Here is a 17,859-nt window from a genome sequence, read left to right on the forward strand (position 1 = left end):
CATTCATGTCACTTTTTGGGGGAATCAATGATCCGTCGTGTTACCATCAGTTCACGCATATGGTTTTTGTGTGCGCTGCTTTTTCTTGTCCCTTCTGTAATTCTTTTCATGTACTGGAACTCTGCAAGCAAACTTGCAGACATCAGCAAAACTGAATTCCGTAATGCTATCGAACAGGACGAACGCCATAAAATAGAGATCGCCACTTCTGTACTGGCTGAATCGCTTGCTGTAGCCCTGCAGGACGTCACTGATCCAGCGCGGCAGGCAGTTGTGGTACAAAATGCCCTGGATAAAATACGGTTTGAGCAGGATAGCTCGGGTTATTTTTATGCATACAGAGGCACCGTCTGCGTGGCCCACGCCACATCCCCTGCCCTGATCAATAAAGACCTGAGCGGACTTAAAGCCGCTGACGGAACCTATATTATACGTTCACTTTTCAGACTGGCACAAAGCGGGGGTGGCGTAATGGCTTTTCCGTGGGAAAAGCCAGGCGAAGGAATGCAGGATAAAATAGGCACCGCACGCTTTATTCCCGGCACTGACATCTGGATAGGTACCGGCGTATATCTTTCCAACATCGCAAAAGCCGAGGCCGCCTTGCAGCAGACCCTGACTCGCAGTATCCGGCCGCTGCTTGTTACCACCATCGGCGCGCTGGCGGCCGCGGGCCTGCTGGGTATTCTTCCGCTATGCTTCATTATCACCCGCAGCATACTTACCCCCCTCAGAGAGGCTGTGCAGGGTGCCGGCAGGATTGCCGGCGGCTCGCTTGATGTGCAGCTGAAAGATGACGGCAACGACGAGCTGGCTGCCCTTATGCGGGCACTGAACACCATGACCCGTAATCTGGCAGAGACCCATGTCCGGCTGGAAACAGCGCTGGAGGAAGCACGGGAAGAATCGCGCAAGGCCGGAACGGCCCGCAGTGAAGCCGAAGAAAGCAAAGCGCAGGTTGAGCGTTCCTATGGAGAGCTTCTGGCCACCGCCGGAGTGCTGGAAGAAACCGTAACGGCAGCAACCGACGCCATGAACGCTGTGCAGAACAACATGCAGAGCCTGAGGAAAAATTCCGCCGCACAGCAGGGTCAGATGGCCGAGATAGAACAGACTGCGGAAAGCCTTTCCAGAGCGTCCCGTCTTATAGGATCACTCAGCGAAGAGACCATGACACAGGGCGAAGCGGAAAAAGCGGCCGCGGCCAAGGGCGTGGACAGAGTGACCGCCTCGGTAGAATCCATACGCGCCATACAGACACAGGCCGGTTTGCTGAGCGAGGAGATGGCCGCGCTTGAAGACCATGCAGGCTCCATCACCAAAGTTCTGCACGTTATTTCAGATATAGCCGACCAGACGAACCTGCTGGCGCTTAACGCGGCGATCGAGGCGGCCCGCGCCGGAGATGCAGGACGGGGCTTTGCCGTGGTGGCGGACGAAGTACGCAAACTGGCTGAAAAAACCATGACTGCCACCCAGGAGGTGGGCCAGATAATTTCTGGCATTCAGCAATCGGCCCGTACCAATGCCCAATCCATGCTGACCATGGCAGAGAGTGTTTCTTCCGCGGCCAGACAGGCGGAAGATTCCGGCCATGACCTGAAGCAGATAGCCGCAGGTGTGGAGACAGCCTTTGTCCGGTCGGAAAGCATTTTCCGTGCGGCTGAAAGCCAGAACAGAGAAGTGGAAAACGTCACACAGGCTCTTGCTGCCATGGACGGTGTCATCGGAGAATCCGATCTCAGTGTACAGAGCACAGACTCTGCTGTCGGTAATCTGCTGGCAGAGATGAACAAACTGCAGACCGTAATTGCGGATTTGCACCGTCACACGCGGAAACGGTAACATTCCCGATGGCGCAGTGCAGATTGCTGCGCGCGGGCAAATATGACAGCCGCTCCGACTTCCGGAGCGGCTGTTTTTTATAGAAAAAAGGAAGTGCTACGCCTGTTGGGGCGGGGCAAGAAACCGAAGTCCGTTGCAGGCCGGTCATGGTATATGCCCCGCAGGCAAGCGGGCTCCACCGTGCTGCAAAGCAGGTAACACGCATGCGTGCGGCCGCCCTGCCGACGGCGTTTACTTTTTTTAATACCGCATGATAAACTATTCATGTAGGCAACAGTCGCTGACGGAGCGGCACCGGCTCTTTTTATAAGCAAACAGGAGTTAACATGGATTTCTTGCGTATTCTGGTCGCCATCCTGCTTCCCCCGCTGGGCGTATTTCTGCAGGTGGGGCTGGGCGGGGCTTTCTGGCTGAATATCCTGCTGACGATCCTCGGGTACATTCCCGGCATTGTTCATGCCGTATGGGTTATTGCCAGACGATAATCAGGCGGCGGAACACTTGATGTTCCGCCGCCTGCCATTATAACCCGCCGGATTCCGGCGGGGATGTCATTTAATAAATGTAACCCTTGCCGTTGTTCGCCCCTTACCGGCATGCTCCGAGCTGATACGCACTTTTTCCTTTTTAAACTCCGCAGCTGCCTTGATGATGCCCACAAAGTATTCTCCGTAATCCCTCTGCGACTTATATGTCATAACAAGCGTATCGCCCTGATCGTCATACTCAAATTTAGGCGGGCGTACGCCGGGATTGTCCTTTGTCAGGTGCCTGTGGATATCATTCATGGCCAGCAGAAACTCTTTAAGGGTTTCCCCTTTAAAGTACTGCCTGTACATTCTGTTAAAAGCCTGCAGGCTTGCACGCCCTGCTTTTTCAAAAAACAACTTGGGCTGCTCGCCCGTGCGCTGGCATACTATTTCAGCCATCTGGCGCAACACCTGATCTGGGTAGGAATTTCCCGGCATGAAGACAGGCTCGCCCATGGTTTTAGAAACATGAGCAAACACGTCATCCCCATAGATCTCTTTTATAAAATTCATAAATATTTTAGGCAAAATACCGCGCATCTTTCCGGAAGACTCATGCAGCAGGCCTTCATCCGTCTGCTCATTTTTAAACTTTGATGACAGGGTGTGCAGTTCCGTGGACAACCTGACAAGCGCCGTGGACTCCCTGTTGGCCTCATGAGAAAACTCGTATGCGTCCACTGCTATTTCATAAATTTTGTCAATACGGCCGCTTATCTCCTCCGTAGCCGCAGACTGTTCTTCAGCGGCGGTGGCAATCTGTGAAATGCGAGCAGTCATTTCTTCAATATTATTCATAATATCTTCAAGCGCCTTACCTGCATCTTCTGACAGCTTGGAAGATTTTTCCACATGCACTTTCGTTTCATCCATTGACCGCACTGCCGCTGTGGAACCTGTCTGTATCTGCACGATGGCGTTTTCAACTTCCTTGGTTGCGCTCATGGTCTTTTCAGCAAGCTTGCGCACTTCATCCGCCACCACGGCAAATCCCCGTCCGGCATCCCCTGCCCTTGCTGCTTCAATGGCTGCGTTAAGTGCCAGCAGATTTGTCTGATCAGCTATATCATTAATTACAGAGATAATACGTCCAATTTCTTCCGCCTTTCCATCCAGACTGTTCAGTACCGATGCAAGATGCTCTGCAGAAGAAGATACGCTGCGCACGGCCTCTATGGCGCCGGTTACCAGACCTACCCCTCGACGGGCGGACTCCGCTCCTTCTGATGCGGTGTGTGATGTCGAGGACGCGTTACCTGCGACTTCGTTCACTGTAGTCATCATCTGGCGTATGGCGGCAGCCACTATTTCAGACTCTTCTTTCTGCGCTTCGGCTCCGCGCGCCTGATGGTCAGCGGAAGATGACAGGATTTCTGAAGAAGCGGAAACCTGCTCTGCCAGCTTGTTTACCTTAACTGACCGTTGAAAAAGTCCTGCAAATCCGTGACACTCCTCTGAAGCACAGGAGGATTCCATGGCATTGGGCAAGCAAGGTGATCGAGGCGGAAAGATGTTCATCTCGTGGGACGAGATTCCGAAATCACCAGGGCATGCATTTTACGATCGGCTTCAATCGGTGTTGCTCAAGACTGGATTCGACCGCTTCGTCGAGGAACTGTGCACCCCGTTCTATGCCTCCCGCAAAGGGCGTCCTTCCATTCCGCCCGGTCGGTATTTCCGCATGCATATGGTCGGCTATTTCGAAGGCATTGATTCGGAGCGGGGTATCGAGTGGCGTTGCGCGGACTCCCTTTCCCTGCGTGAGTTTCTGTTGCTGGACACTGGTCAGGGCGTACCGGATCATTCAAGCTTGAGCCGAATTCGCTCCCGCCTGCCCTTGGAGCTTCACCATGATGTTTTCACTTGGGTACTCGGCGCTATTACCGAAGCAGGCCTTGTTCAGGGCGACCGTATCGGCGTGGATGCTTCCACCATGGAAGCCAACGCTGCCATGCGTTCCATCGTGCGCAAGGATACAGGCGAAGGCTATCGGCAGATGCTTCATCGTATGGCCGAAGACAGCGGCATGGATACTCCCACGAAGGAGGATCTGTCGCGTATGGATCGCAAACGCAAAGGCAAGAAGGTTTCCAACAAGGATTGGGAATCGCCGGTCGATTCCCATGCGAGGATCGCGCGGATGAAGGACGGGCGCACCCGTCTGGCCTACAAGCCGGAGCATGCCGTGGACTTGGACACCGGCGCTGTTGTGGGAGTAGTGGTGCATCCGGCGGACTCCGGCGACACAACCACACTGGGCAAAACGCTCGAAACCACGAAGGCGAATCTGGAATGCATCGGCAAGGCTCCATCCTGCGACAAACCGGCGGAGCTTGTCGCCGACAAGGGCTATCATTCCCGGGCCGTCCTCAAGGAGCTGGACGGTAGTCCTTGGAAAACGCGAATCACGGAACCCAAACGCAAGGGGCTCAACCTGTGGCACGGTGATCATGATGCGCGACGGGCGGTGTACAACAATCGAGTGCGGCTTGGCTCCGGCAAGGCAGCTTGCTCAGCCAAACGCCGAACCGAGCTTGCGGAACGGAGTTTTCAGCACGTCCTCGATCGTGGCGGCATGCGTAAAACATGGCTGCGCGGCAATGATAACGTCGAGAAGCGCTATCTGTTACACGTCGCCAGCTTCAACCTGGGCCTGCTCATGCGACATCTGATCGGATTCGGCACTCCGAAGGGGGCTGCCGAGGCCTGGAATCTCGTTTTTGTCGGAGTCCAGACGGAAATCGACTGGATATTGCTCATTTTCGCTGTTCGCGAAGATCTACCCGATAGTTGGGCGACGATTGCGGTCGTCTCAGTTGCTGTTTGGTGATTGCGGCGAAAAGTGACTTTTTCAACGGTCAGTTAAGCCCGACACCGGCCAGTTCCGCCTTCTGTTCTTGAAGAGCGGTCTGTTCTTCTTCCGTACGGTTAAGGGCAACCTGCGCTTCCTGCGCTTTCTGCCTTGCCTCTTCTACCTGTACAAGAACGCTTTGTTTTTCTGCAGAAAGACGCGCTACGGTGGACTGTATTGAATTTTTGAGCGGAAGCAGACTTGATGAAAATACGCCGTGAACCTCGGCCGTCAGGTCACCCCCATTAATTCTTTCAGCATAATCAACAAGAACAGAAAGAGATTTTACAATGGATGAACCAGATGCCCAGACAATAAAACAGGCCATTATTAAAGCTACCAATGTCAGCGCCAGCGAGCTGTATAGTTCGTTCCGGTAGTGTGAAATGCGTTTTTCCAGCAAGATAGTCATTTCGGCGTCTGCAGCATCCCACAGAACAGCCAAGCTGCCGGAAAGAGCGGAAACAGAGTTCATAAAACCATCCGGAACATTGCCCGCAGCCATACTTTCAAGCTGGGCGGCTAATGCGGTATTGGCTTTGGCGTATTGTTTGAAGGCCGGCGGAATGTTTTTGTGCAGGGAAGGAGATTCGCCGTAAAAATTCTGATCTTCGTTCATTGCCGTATCAAACGAAGCCTGAATGCGTTCCTGATCGTTTTTCAGCTGCGCTGCGAAAATAGAAAGCTCCGTGGCTTCCTGCCTGCTGACGCTTTGACTGCGCAACAAGCGGCTGCCTGTTTCCGCTATGGTTGCCAGCCTGATATGGGCTGCGGGCACTGCTAGCAGCGTTATGTCCATCAGATAATAACTGTCCAGATCGGGATCGAGAATGAGGTTTGAAGTGTCTCCCCCGTGGGTCACCATCCTGCCGATGTCAGTGATCATCCGTCTGACGTCGGGCAGCATGCTCTGCTCCACGCCGCCTGCCAGCTTCTTCCACCTGTTCATGACAGCCGAATACAAAAGGTCCTCTCTATCCCGCAGAGCAAGACCTTGCGGGGTAAACTGCAGGTCATCTCCCACTTCGGCGTGTACAGGTGCAAGGGATCTGAGATTGCTGTCAATCACAGCCAGCGCAGCTTTGACCTTTGCGGTATCTTCCGTAACAAGCCCCCCCGTCACATCAGGAAAAGCTGCCAGTGCATGCTGCAGCGGGCGTTGATATCTGTTTCCGTAAATTTCAAGCTCACTGAATCTGATATCGTACCGGATGCCTGCGACGAACGCATACAAAAGCACGGCGATAGGCAGCAGAAAAACCACACTGGACAGAGTCAGCTTAAGCTCAATGGACTTGGAATCAAGAAACCGCATAATCATCTCCGTCAGTTTTATTCGGCAATGCTCTGTCAGGACACTGCAGAGCTATCTATCATTCCCCGCCAACCTAAAAACATTCTTCAATATAAAATGTGTATGAGCTCAACTGTAATGATTTTTTATCGTAATTTATTACTGACCTCTTCAGGCTGGATTTAAAAAAAGCGCTACGACCCAACGAGCAGGACTGCCAGCACCACGGCAATCACGATCCGTCCGTAAATGAAAAGGCTGGCTGAGAAATGAACCTCAGCCAGCCTTTTTGTGGATACCCTCTCAGCTGCATTTGCCTTCACTGTCCGTGGAGACTCGTTACGTCTAGCAGCCAAGTGTCGATCTTCAGTTATGTTTTATGGCAGGAGAACAAAACGACACAGGCTTATACCCCTTGTGTACCACCGCTGTGTACCAGCCGGTGTTTTGGGATATAAGCCTGCTAAAAATTCAGCTATTACAGCTGCTTGTATGCGCTGGCGGAGAGGGTGGGATTTCACTGGTGGGAATCCCAAAATCTCCAACATGCTGAAAATACAGGGTTATATCCCGTTTTCAGTGAAAGAGTGTGTACCCTCCCTTTGTAGCTAATGAATTGCGTTTGGTCAAGATTTTGCATCAGAGAAATCGCTTCAGAAGAACGAGTGGATTCCAGCCTTTGAATTATGGCTGACTGATCGACGCCCCATGTCCACAACAAATCGTTCCTTAGAGTCGCAATCTGGCGTTTGTTTAACTGCTCTTGTCCGTTCAGGATGATGGCCCTGCTTATAGCGGAACCGCGCGCCATTTCACTTAGCGTTCGCGTTTTGATGACGTGTAAACACATAGCAGTTGTCAGAATGCGTTTAGCTCATTCCTTAGCCCGCGCTACAAGCTATCCGATTCCCGCCAAAGCCCTTGCCTGATCGTTGCTGAAAGCCAAGCATTTTGGTAACTACCCGGTCTGGTTATTAGATAACCGTTGAGTCCATTCAGCACAAAGGCAAGCACGCATGTTTTTAGATAACAAGAAGCATGGAAAAGTTGGCGAAACGCTCCTGCAAAGCATTGATAAGCAGTCAGAGCTGGCCGTCATTTCCAACGCATTTTCAATATTTGGTTTTGATGCCCTTAAAAAAAGTATCAGCAAGGTATCCAAAGCCCGCCTTCTTCTCTCCTGCAACAGGAAGGACGGCTCCTTGTCCCAGCTTTTAGCAGGTGACGAATTCGAAACTCGTTTCCGTAACCAGCTGAACCAAAGCTATATAGCTCGTGAGTGTGCTGAATGGATTAAGAAAAAAGCCCAAATCCGCTTGGTAAAGAATCCTGCGGCACTTGGGCAGAACCTGTTTGTTGTGGATGGCAAGCCTTCCCCGTTGGCAATTCAGGGCAGCTCCGCTTTTACGTGTGAAGGGCTAGGCTTTGCAGAGTCAGACCGCCACCACATGAATATGTGCGTGTCCGATGCGCCCAATGTCAGCCCACTTTTGAGCTGGTTTGAAACGCTTTGGCGCGACACTGGCCTTACGGAAGATGCAACAAGCACCATCGTGAACGGCCTTGAAACGCTCCACAAAGATAACTCGCCAGAATTTATATATTTCCTCACGCTCTACAATATTTTCAATGACTTGCTGGATGATATTGACGAAGAAAACATCGTGAAAACAAAAACTGGATTCCACGACACAATCGTCTGGAATAAGCTGTACAAGTTTCAGCGAGACGGTGTGCTGGGAGCTATTGATAAGCTTGAGAAGTATAACGGCTGCATCATAGCCGATAGCGTCGGCCTTGGTAAGACGTTTGAAGCCCTTGCGGTGATCAAATACTACGAACTCCGTAATGACAGGGTTCTTGTCCTTTGCCCCAAGAAGCTCCGTGATAACTGGAGCATTTACACGATCAACGACAAACGCAATCTCTTGGCGAAAGACCGTTTCAATTACGATGTGCTCAACCACACCGATTTAACTCGAAGGACGGGCAAATCCGGCGAGATCAATCTTGAAACGATCAACTGGGGCAATTATGACCTTGTTGTCATTGATGAATCCCACAACTTCAGGAACAACACCAAGTCAGACAACGGCCTGACCCGCTACTCCCGCCTCATGACAGACATCATTCGCTCCGGTGTGAAGACCAAGGTGCTGATGCTGTCAGCCACCCCAGTCAACAATCGGATGAATGACCTGAAGAATCAGGTTGCGTTCATCACGGAAGGTTTTGATGCGGCCTTTGCTGATAACGGCATTACGAGCATTGAAGATACGCTCCGTAAGGCTCAGACCAAATTCAACCAATGGCAAAAGCTGGCCGAGGAAGAGCGCACCGCCGAAAAGCTGCTTGATAGCCTCAACTTTGACTATTTCAAGCTTTTGGACATGCTGACCATTGCCCGTTCCCGCAAGCACATTGAAAAATATTATGATGTTGCGGAAATCGGCGAATTCCCGGAGCGGTTAACCCCGATCAATATCAAAGCCGACATAGACCTGAACAACGAATTTCCGGCACTGCGCGACATAAACCGCACAATCAGACGGCTCAATTTGAGCGCATACTCGCCGCTGAAGTACGTCCGCATGGAAAAGCGGAATGAGTACGACCGCAAGTACGATACCCTCATGAAGGACGGTAAATCCGTTTTCAGGCAGGTTGACCGTGAACAAAGCCTTGTTCATTTGATGCGGGTGAACCTGCTCAAACGCATGGAAAGCTCCATCAATTCCTTTAGCCTCACGCTGGAAAAGCTCCTCAGGGAGGTCACGAACCTTCTTCAGAAGCTGGACGACCACAACGGCAGCGAGATTGAGGAGTTGAGCATTGAGGATATTGAAGTTGATTCTCCTGAATTTGATGACTTCCTGATTGGCCGCAAGGTCAAGGTTCTTATTAAGGATTTGGACCAGATTCGCTGGAAGCAAGACCTTGAAGACGACAAGGAAAAGCTTGAGCGGTTGCTCGCCGTTTCCCGTGCTGTAACGTCTAATCGAGACGCCAAGCTGGACAACCTGAAAAGCCAGATCACGGCCAAATGTCAGGAGCCTATCAACGCCAGGAACAAGAAGGTCATCATATTCACTGCATTTGCTGACACTGCTTCCTACCTGTTCGAACACATAGCTTCATGGGCAAAGACCAGCTTGGGGATTCATACCGCCCTCATCACTGGCGGTGGAGCAAACAAGTCCACCTTGCAATCGGTTCGTTCTGATTTTGACGCCTTGCTTGCAGCGTTTTCCCCTGTGTCAAAAGAACGAAGCAAGATTGATGATACCGTAAGTGATGAAATTGACATTCTCATAGCAACGGACTGCATATCAGAAGGCCAGAACCTGCAAGACTGCGACTTTCTTGTGAACTATGACATTCACTGGAACCCGGTCCGCATCATCCAGCGATTTGGTCGAATTGATCGCCTTGGCTCCAAGAACAAGCGCATCCAGCTTGTCAACTACTGGCCCAACATGGAGCTTGATGAATACATCAACCTTGAAGCGCGTGTAAGTGGCCGAATGGTGTTGCTGGACATATCCGCTACAGGCGAGGAAAACGTCATCGAGCAGGATAGCGCATCGCATATGAACGACTTGGAGTACCGAAGGAAGCAGCTCCAGAAGCTGCAAGAAACAGTCGTTGATTTGGAAGACCTGTCAAGCGGTGTGACTATTACGGACATGACGCTCAACGACTTCAAAATGGATTTGTCCGCATATTTGAAAGACAACGCCAGCCAGCTGGAAAGTGCTCCTCATGGCCTTTTTGCCATTTCAAGGCTGGAATCAGACCTCGCTGCGGATGGTCTCGAACCCGGCGTTATTTTCTGCCTGAAAAGCAAAAAGGACGAACCAAGTGACGATGGGTACGCCCTTGCGCCGTTTTATGTGACCTATGTGTCTGACGACGGTGACGTCACATTGGGGTTCACACAGGCCAAGAAGGTGCTCGACATCCTCAAAAAGCAGGGCGTGACGCACAAAAAGCCAGACAGCGCGTTGCTCGAAGATTTCAACCGCCGAACGCAGTCTGGTAAGGACATGCGACATTACTGCAATCTGCTTGAGAGCGCAGTTACAAGCATCGTCGGTAAGGCAGAAGAAAAAGGCGTTGAAAGCTTGTTCAGCAGGGGCGGAACGAACTTCTCCAAACAGAGCTTCAAAGGCATGGAAGACTTCGAAGTGGTCAGCTACATGATCGTGGAGGCCAAATGAGTTACCCCAAGTCTATTGCGGAGTTTTTCGAGCACCTTGCTCTTCCCCGCTCCAGCGAGGTTGGAAAACGGATTTTCAAAAAGCTGTTTTACGAGAACGGCCAGTTGAATGCGACGGATAAGAAGGCGTTTCAGGAAGATATTGATTTTATAGAAATCAGAAACAGCCTTTCCCCTTCGAGTTCGAACATTCAAGCCTACCGGGATGACGAAAACGAATATGAGGAGATTCAAATTCTCCATGTAGCACTTTCGTCTGGCAAGCGTGTCTCGCGCATAGCAGATGTCATACAGAAGGCAATACCCTATCCTGTAGTTATAGTGGCGTCGTGCAATGATGATATTTGCATCAATGCCGCGTTCAAAAGAATTAATAAGGCAGATCAATCAAAGCTGGTCATTGAAGAAGCGCACGAAACAGGCTGGTTTTCCTTAGCCTCACCAGAAGAGTGGCAGCAAGACTTCCTCAAACAGCTTCATGCAGCGACCTTCTCCTTCCAGAATCTGTACGATTTTTACACGGATGCGGTAAATCGCATCATTGCCTTCAAGTGCGCCTCACACACAGGTGAATATACCCTGTTGGCACAGGAAGGCACCAAAGCCCCTGATCGAGCCTCTTCGTTGCAAAGGCTTGAGGAGCTTGAAAAGGAGCTGGCAGGTGTGCGCAATCAGCTGAAAAAAGAAAAGAATATGGGCACTCAGGTTCAGTTGAACACGCGGTGCAATGAAATTAAGAATAAAATTAAAGTAATTACTTCACAGCTTTAGAGGGTACTCGAATGCAGAAAATGACGCCAAGTGATGGACAAAGCATGAACGTTGTCGATGAAAATATCGAGGTATTGAAAAAAGCATTCCCTGAAGCCTTTACCGAAGACGGAATTGACTTTGAAGTGTTGCGGCAGCTTCTGGGTGACAATGTCGCCGAAGGTGAAGAGAAATATGGCCTCAACTGGTTTGGGAAGAAAAAAGCTCGCCAAATAGCCTTGTCTCCGTCAATGGGAACGTTGCGACCTTGCCCTGAAGAGAGTGTCGATTGGGATACAACGCAAAATTTGTTTATTGAGGGAGATAATCTCGAAGTTTTGAAAATATTGCAAAAAAGCTATGCGGGTAAGATAAAAGTTATATATATAGATCCACCATATAATACAGGTAAAGAATTTATTTACCCTGATAAATTTCATGATAATTTGGATACATACTTAAGATATACAGGTCAGAAAGGAGAAGATGGGCTCGTTGTAAGCTCCAACAATGAAAGTTCTGGCCGTTTTCATACTAACTGGTTGAGTATGATGTATCCGCGGCTTAAGATTGCACGTTCACTTCTTACCCATGACGGCGTTATCTTTATCAGCATTGATGATGGCGAGCAGCCTAATTTACGTAAAATTTGTGATGAAATTTTTGGTGAAGAGAACTTCATCTCTTGCATCATGCGCAAAAGAAAAAAGGAAATTTCTAGCGACTCAAAAAATGTATCTATTCAAGGTGAATATGTTTTAGCATATGCCAAGTCAAACGAAGTTAGCTTTATGTCAGAACCTCTTTCTGAAAAATACATCGCAAAAACATATAAAGAGCCTACGCGCGAATTTCCTGAGGGGAAATGGAGACCCGTTCCAATCACTGTATCTAAAGGACTTACAGGTGGTGGGTATAGGTATTCTATAACTACGCCAGGAGGTACTACTCATGATCGATTGTGGGCTTACCCAAAAGAAGGATATGAGCGGCTATTAAAGTCTGGACGGGTTTATTTTGGAGCTAATAAAAATGGTGTACCACAGCGCGTAATATATGCGCATGAAAGCAATGGACAACCTACAACAAATTACTGGGACAATTCACCAACCAACAAAGAGGGAAAGAAAGAGGTTTTAAACATCTTTGGCGATAATGTTTTTGATACACCAAAACCTACAGCCTTGTTACAAAGGCTGATTGCCCTTGTGTCAAAAGAAGAAGATATAATTCTTGATTTTTTCTCTGGGTCATGTGCTACAGCGCATGCTGTGATGAAAGGCAATGTGTATGAAAAAACTAAGCGGAAATTCATTATGGTCCAACTCCCTGAACCGTGCGACAAAAACTCATCAGCTTTTAAGTCTGGCTTTTCTACTATCGCTGAACTAGGGAAAGAACGTATTCGAAGAGTGATTTCTCAGCTCAGCGAAGATAATCTTAGCTATTCAGGTGATCTCGGTTTTAAAGTCTTCAAACTCGAAAGCAGCAACATTGTTGCTTGGAACCCAGACAAATCTGACCTTGAGAATACCCTTATGGCTCATTCTGAGCATCTTGTCCCCGGCAGAAGCGAACAGGATGTGCTTTATGAACTCCTTCTAAAACGTGGCGTTGAGAGAAGTGGGTTCGGAAAACTGGACCAGTAGCTAAGGTGGACATATAAGAGCCGAAGGAGGCCCTTGATGTCCAAGAAGAGAAGAAAGTTTACCGCCGAGTTCAAGACCCGCGTCGCCCTGAACGCTTTGTCCGGCGAGCACACCCTTTCCGAGATCGCCAGCAAGTATGGCGTTCATCCCAATCAGGTTTCCCAGTGGAAAAAGCAGGCCAAAGAAGGCATTGCTGCTTCCTTTTCAGGCAAGGCCCAGAAAGTCCAGCAAAGCGATGAGGCCCGGATCAAGGAACTGCACGCCAAGATCGGCCAACTCACTGTGGAGAAGGATTTTTTACAACAAGCCTTCGCCAAAATCTGAGCCATGAGCGAAGGCGGGAGATCGTCGACAAGGGCCATCCTGCGCTCAGTGTTCGGCGGCAGTGCGAAGCCCTGAAGCTGCACCGCTCAACGTATTACTATCAGCCGATCGGCGAGTCCGAGTACAATCTGACGTTGATGCAGCGCATCGACGAGTTGTTCATGGAGTTGCCGTTCTTCGGCTCCCGGCAAATGCGCAACATCCTGCGAGATGAGGGACATTTCGTCGGGCGTAATCGTGTGCGTCGGCTCATGCGCAAGATGGGGCTGATGGCGGTCTACCAAAAGCCGCGAACCAGCCAGCCACACCCGCAGCACAAGACGTATCCGTATCTGTTGCGGGGCAAGGCGATCACGAAGCCGAATCAGGTGTGGTGCGCCGACATCACGTACATTCCGATGCGGCGTGGCTTCCTGTACCTCGTGGCGATCATGGATTGGCATAGTCGAGCCGTGCTGTCATGGCGCTTGTCGAACACGATGGACGCTGACTTCTGCGTGGCAGCCCTGGAAGAGGCCATGAACCGATACGGCGTGCCGGATATCTTCAACACCGACCAAGGCTCGCAATTCACGAGCTACGAGTTCACACGGACGCTCAGACAGGCAGGAGCCAAGATCTCAATGGATGGTCGAGGCCGCTGGATGGACAACGTTATGATCGAACGCCTCTGGCGTTCGTTGAAGTATGAATGCGTGTATTTGCGGGAAATTGAGACAGGAAGCGAGCTTCGTCGCACCCTGGCCTGGTGGTTTGAGTTCTACAACAATCGCCGTCCGCACAAGACCTTTGACGGCAGGAAGCCGATGGAGATATATCAACAGTTCAAGCCAGAGGGGGTACCCCCTCTGGCTTGCCCCAGAAAGGCGGCATAGCCAACGAAACTGTCCACCTTAGTTTTGCCGCTGACTGGTCCAAAGAAGTGAACCCACTTCTGAGCTGACAGCCCCTATTGAGGAAAAGGAAATCGCAGGCAAAAAGGTGTATAGCATCGGCTTCGGAGTTCTATTCGCCTGCCTCGATAAAAAAATTCAGCGCGATCAGATTGAAGAATTGGCACACGGCATCATTGATTGGCACAAGGAGCTTGACCCCATCAGCGACACGCAGGTTGTATTCCGCGATAGTGCCTTTGAAAACGATGTCACCAAGGCGAACATGACGGCCATTTTGGAACAAAGTGGTATCAAGCACGTCCGTAGTCTGTAGTGGAGACCAGTATGAAACTTCACTTCGAAGATAACCTTGACTATCAGCTTGATGCTATACGTGCTGTTACTGACATATTTAAAGGGCAGGAGCGCAACGCCTCTCTGTTCTCCGTTTCCAAGACGTATGCCAAGGGCATGATTGAATCTGACAAGGGTATTGGTAACAGGCTCGAACTTCTCGACGACGAGCTTCAGGAGAACCTCAACGCTATTCAGCTGAGGAACGGTCTACGCCCAACGCATTCTCTGACCAGCGGCGACTTCACTGTCGAAATGGAGACCGGAACAGGCAAGACCTACGTCTATCTCCGCACGATTTTCGAGCTGAATAAGCGCTACGGATTCACAAAATTCGTCATTGTTGTGCCTTCAGTGGCCATCAAGGAAGGCGTCTACAAAACGCTTCAGATTACGAGAGATCACTTCGAGAACCTCTATCCCGAATCGAAGGGATATGACTATTTTTCTTATGATTCATCGAAGATGGGACAAGTTCGCAACTTTGCGACAAGTCCAAACGTTCAGATCATGGTTGTGACTGTCGGTGCCATCCATAAAAAGGACGTCAACAATCTTTACAAGGAAAGCGAGAAGACAGGCGGAGATAAGCCCATCGACCTTGTGAAGGCGACACACCCTGTCATCATCGTTGATGAACCGCAAAGCGTTGATGGTGGCTTGAAGGGCCAAGGCAAGAAAGCCCTTGAATCAATGAATCCGCTCTGCACGTTGCGTTATTCTGCCACCCACGTGGACAAACATCACATGGTGTATCGTCTCGATGCTGTTGATGCTTACGAAAAGCAGCTTGTTAAACAGATTGAAGTCGCTTCGCTTGAAATTGATGGCGGTTACAATAAGCCTTACGTCAAGCTTATTTCTACACAGAACAAGCGCGGTGTCATATCCGCAAAGATTGAAGTCCATATCCAAAGTGGCAAATCTGTCCGTCCTCAGATCATCACTGTTCAGGACGGCGACGACTTGGAGCAAGAAACCGGTCGCGCCATTTATGAAAACTTTCGTATCGGCACGATCAACTGCGGCAAGGGAAATCAGTCCATTGAGCTGAGCGTGCCTAACGGCGAATATGTCCTGTATCCCGACGATGAAATTGGTGGAGTCAATCAAGACGACATCAAACGCCTCATGATCCGCCGCACAATTAAAGAGCACCTTGATAAGGAACTTCGCTTTGCCGCGCTCGGTCACAGAGTGAAAGTGCTCAGCCTGTTCTTCATCGACAAGGTTGAATTTTACCGCCAATACGATGAAGACGGGAACGAGATTCAAGGCAAGTATGCCAAGATATTTGAAGAAGAGTATCGCAAGCTGGCACATAGCGACGATTACCGCACGCTCTTTGAGGGGATCGATCTTGAATCCGATGCTTCGGAAGTCCACAACGGCTACTTTTCCATCGACAAGAAAGGCAAGCTGACCGACACAGCCGAAAACAACCAGACCAACCGCGACAATGCAGAAAGGGCGTACAACCTGATCATGCGAGACAAGGAAAAGCTTTTGAGTTTCACCTCAAAGCTCAAATTCATTTTCTCGCACTCTGCGCTCCGTGAAGGCTGGGATAACCCCAACGTCTTTCAGATTTGTGTGTTGAGAGACATGGGAACTGAACTGGCAAGAAGGCAGTCCATTGGGCGAGGGCTTCGCCTTTGCGTCAATCAGGACGGCCAACGACTTAGGGGCTTTGACGTAAACACGCTGACGGTCATTGCTAACGAAAGCTATGAACAGTTTGCGGAAACGCTCCAAAAGGAAATCGAAGAGGACGCCGGAATCCGCTTTGGTGTTGTTGAAAAGCACCAGTTCGCAAACATTCCTGTTCAAGGAGCTGATGGCGAACTTCATCCCCTCGGTTTCAAGAAGTCGGAAGAGCTTTGGCGTATTCTCAAAGAGAGAGAGTTCATCGATAAAAATGGCAAGGTGCAGGACACTCTTAGGACTGCCCTGAAAGAGAAGACGCTCGAACTTCCTGAAGAATTCAAGCCTGAACTTGATGCTATATCTTCTGTTCTTCGAAAGCTGGCTGGCAGGCTCGATATTAAAAACGCCGATGAACGTATCACGGTAAAGCCAAACAAAGAGCGGCTGCTAAGTCCTGAGTTCCAAGAGCTTTGGGAGCGCATCAAGCACAAGACGACCTATCGTGTCGATTTCGACAATGAGAAACTGATTCAGGATTGTGCAAAATCCATCCTTGAAGGACCGCCCATAACCAAGACAAGAGCGCGGTTCAGAAATGCGAATCTGGCGATTGGTGAGGGCGGCATTGAGGCAGATGAAAAAGCTGTTAGCCAGTACACGACGATAAATGAGTCTGACATCGAATTGCCGGACATCCTCACCGATTTGCAGGATAAGACGCAGTTGACGCGAAAAAGCATCGTCCGCATTCTCACGTCTTGCCGAAGACTGAACGATTTCAAACGTAACCCTCAAGAATTTATTCAGCTGGCGGCAGAGGCTATCAACCGGACAAAGCGTTTGGCTCTTGTGGAAGGCATCAAGTACCGCAGAATCGGCGACGAATACTACTACGCTCAGGAACTCTTTGAGAAAGAAGAGCTGACCGGATACCTCAAGAATACCGTTGAGGTCCAAAAATCCGTTTATGAACGCGTCGTGTATGATTCTGCCGGAGTTGAACAGCAATTTGCCCAAGCACTGGAAAAGAACGAATCAGTCAAAGTGTACGCCAAGCTCCCCGGCTGGTTCAAAGTTCCTACCCCGCTTGGCACCTACAACCCGGACTGGGCCGTCCTTGTCGAGGAAGACGGACATGAGAAGCTCTATCTGGTCGTAGAAACAAAGGGTAGCCTCTGGTGGGATGATCTTCGTCATCATGAGGGGGCAAAGATCAAGTGCGGCAAAGAACACTTCGCCGTTCTCACCGAACACGCCGATAATCCCGCGCGGTTCATCAAAGCTAAAACGGTAGAAGACATGCTGTCATACGATTAGTTTATACGACCTACAAAACACATAGCCCAAGGCTGGTTGAGGAATATTCCTTAGCCAGCCTTTTTGCGTTTACAGAGGTGCAAACTGCTGGGGTTAAATCTCAATAAAAATCAGAAAGTTATCATTTAGGTTGCACTAATGAGCAGAAGAAACTGCTCAACAAACGCTCTCTTCAAGGATGGTAATCAAAAAGCACATAATTTC

General features: G+C 50.0%; 11 protein-coding genes. 9 read left to right on the forward strand and 2 right to left on the reverse strand.

From position 1 onward, the window contains the following. Nucleotides 1-27 precede the first annotated feature (27 nt). A complete protein-coding gene (locus ACZ5D1_RS09425; RefSeq protein WP_464554698.1) occupies nt 28-1,845 on the forward strand; it encodes a methyl-accepting chemotaxis protein in 1,818 nt (605 codons plus the stop codon). Nucleotides 1,846-2,171: 326 nt separating this feature from the next. Next, nucleotides 2,172-2,330 (forward strand): YqaE/Pmp3 family membrane protein, encoded by a 159-nt coding sequence (locus tag ACZ5D1_RS09430; RefSeq protein WP_011367682.1) that lies wholly within the window; start codon nt 2,172-2,174, stop codon nt 2,328-2,330. Between the two features lie 66 nt (nt 2,331-2,396). Here the strand turns inward: ACZ5D1_RS09430 and ACZ5D1_RS09435 are convergent, their stop codons facing one another. Next, entirely contained in the window at nt 2,397-3,851 is a 1,455-nt protein-coding gene (locus tag ACZ5D1_RS09435; protein WP_464554699.1) for a methyl-accepting chemotaxis protein, read from the reverse strand. On the opposite strand from ACZ5D1_RS09435, the gene ACZ5D1_RS09440 reads away from it, so the two are divergent. Then, nucleotides 3,850-5,205, forward strand: coding sequence for a transposase (locus tag ACZ5D1_RS09440; protein WP_464554701.1), 1,356 nt, complete (start codon nt 3,850-3,852; stop codon nt 5,203-5,205). The genes ACZ5D1_RS09435 and ACZ5D1_RS09440 overlap by 2 nt on opposite strands. Before the next feature lie 28 nt (nt 5,206-5,233). Here ACZ5D1_RS09440 and ACZ5D1_RS09445 read toward each other — a convergent pair whose 3' ends face one another. After that, complete coding sequence (locus ACZ5D1_RS09445; protein ID WP_464554702.1) at nt 5,234-6,541, reverse strand: methyl-accepting chemotaxis protein; 1,308 nt, start codon at nt 6,539-6,541, stop codon at nt 5,234-5,236. Between the two features lie 995 nt (nt 6,542-7,536). Here ACZ5D1_RS09445 and ACZ5D1_RS09450 point away from each other — a divergent pair. From ACZ5D1_RS09450 to ACZ5D1_RS09475, 6 genes are all read left to right on the forward strand, one after another. Then, the gene (locus ACZ5D1_RS09450; protein ID WP_011367680.1) at nt 7,537-10,740 is read left to right on the forward strand and encodes a helicase-related protein; all 3,204 of its coding nucleotides are present in this window, start codon (nt 7,537-7,539) and stop codon (nt 10,738-10,740) included. Further along, nucleotides 10,737-11,510 carry a DUF4391 domain-containing protein gene (locus ACZ5D1_RS09455; RefSeq protein WP_011367679.1) on the forward strand — a complete coding sequence of 258 codons (774 nt, stop codon included), beginning with the start codon at nt 10,737-10,739 and terminating at the stop codon, nt 11,508-11,510. The genes ACZ5D1_RS09450 and ACZ5D1_RS09455 overlap by 4 nt, the downstream gene beginning before the upstream one ends. A gap of 11 nt (nt 11,511-11,521) precedes the next feature. Continuing rightward, nucleotides 11,522-13,138, forward strand: a complete 1,617-nt coding sequence (locus tag ACZ5D1_RS09460; protein WP_464554704.1) for a site-specific DNA-methyltransferase — start codon at nt 11,522-11,524, stop codon at nt 13,136-13,138. A 36-nt stretch (nt 13,139-13,174) separates the two neighbouring features. Next, nucleotides 13,175-14,337, forward strand: a protein-coding gene (locus tag ACZ5D1_RS09465) for an IS3 family transposase (RefSeq protein WP_455697365.1) whose coding sequence is annotated in 2 segments (ribosomal slippage) — nt 13,175-13,450 and nt 13,453-14,337 — 1,161 coding nt in all. Because the reading frame shifts where the segments join, the coding sequence is not laid out codon by codon here. A gap of 106 nt (nt 14,338-14,443) precedes the next feature. Then, on the forward strand, nt 14,444-14,671 hold the full coding sequence (locus ACZ5D1_RS09470) for a hypothetical protein (RefSeq protein WP_464554706.1): 228 nt from the start codon (nt 14,444-14,446) through the stop codon (nt 14,669-14,671). A gap of 11 nt (nt 14,672-14,682) precedes the next feature. Further along, nucleotides 14,683-17,655, forward strand: coding sequence for a type III restriction-modification system endonuclease (locus ACZ5D1_RS09475; RefSeq protein WP_464554707.1), 2,973 nt, complete (start codon nt 14,683-14,685; stop codon nt 17,653-17,655). Nucleotides 17,656-17,859: the final 204 nt, after the last annotated feature.

The organism is Oleidesulfovibrio vietnamensis, from assembly GCF_055388115.1.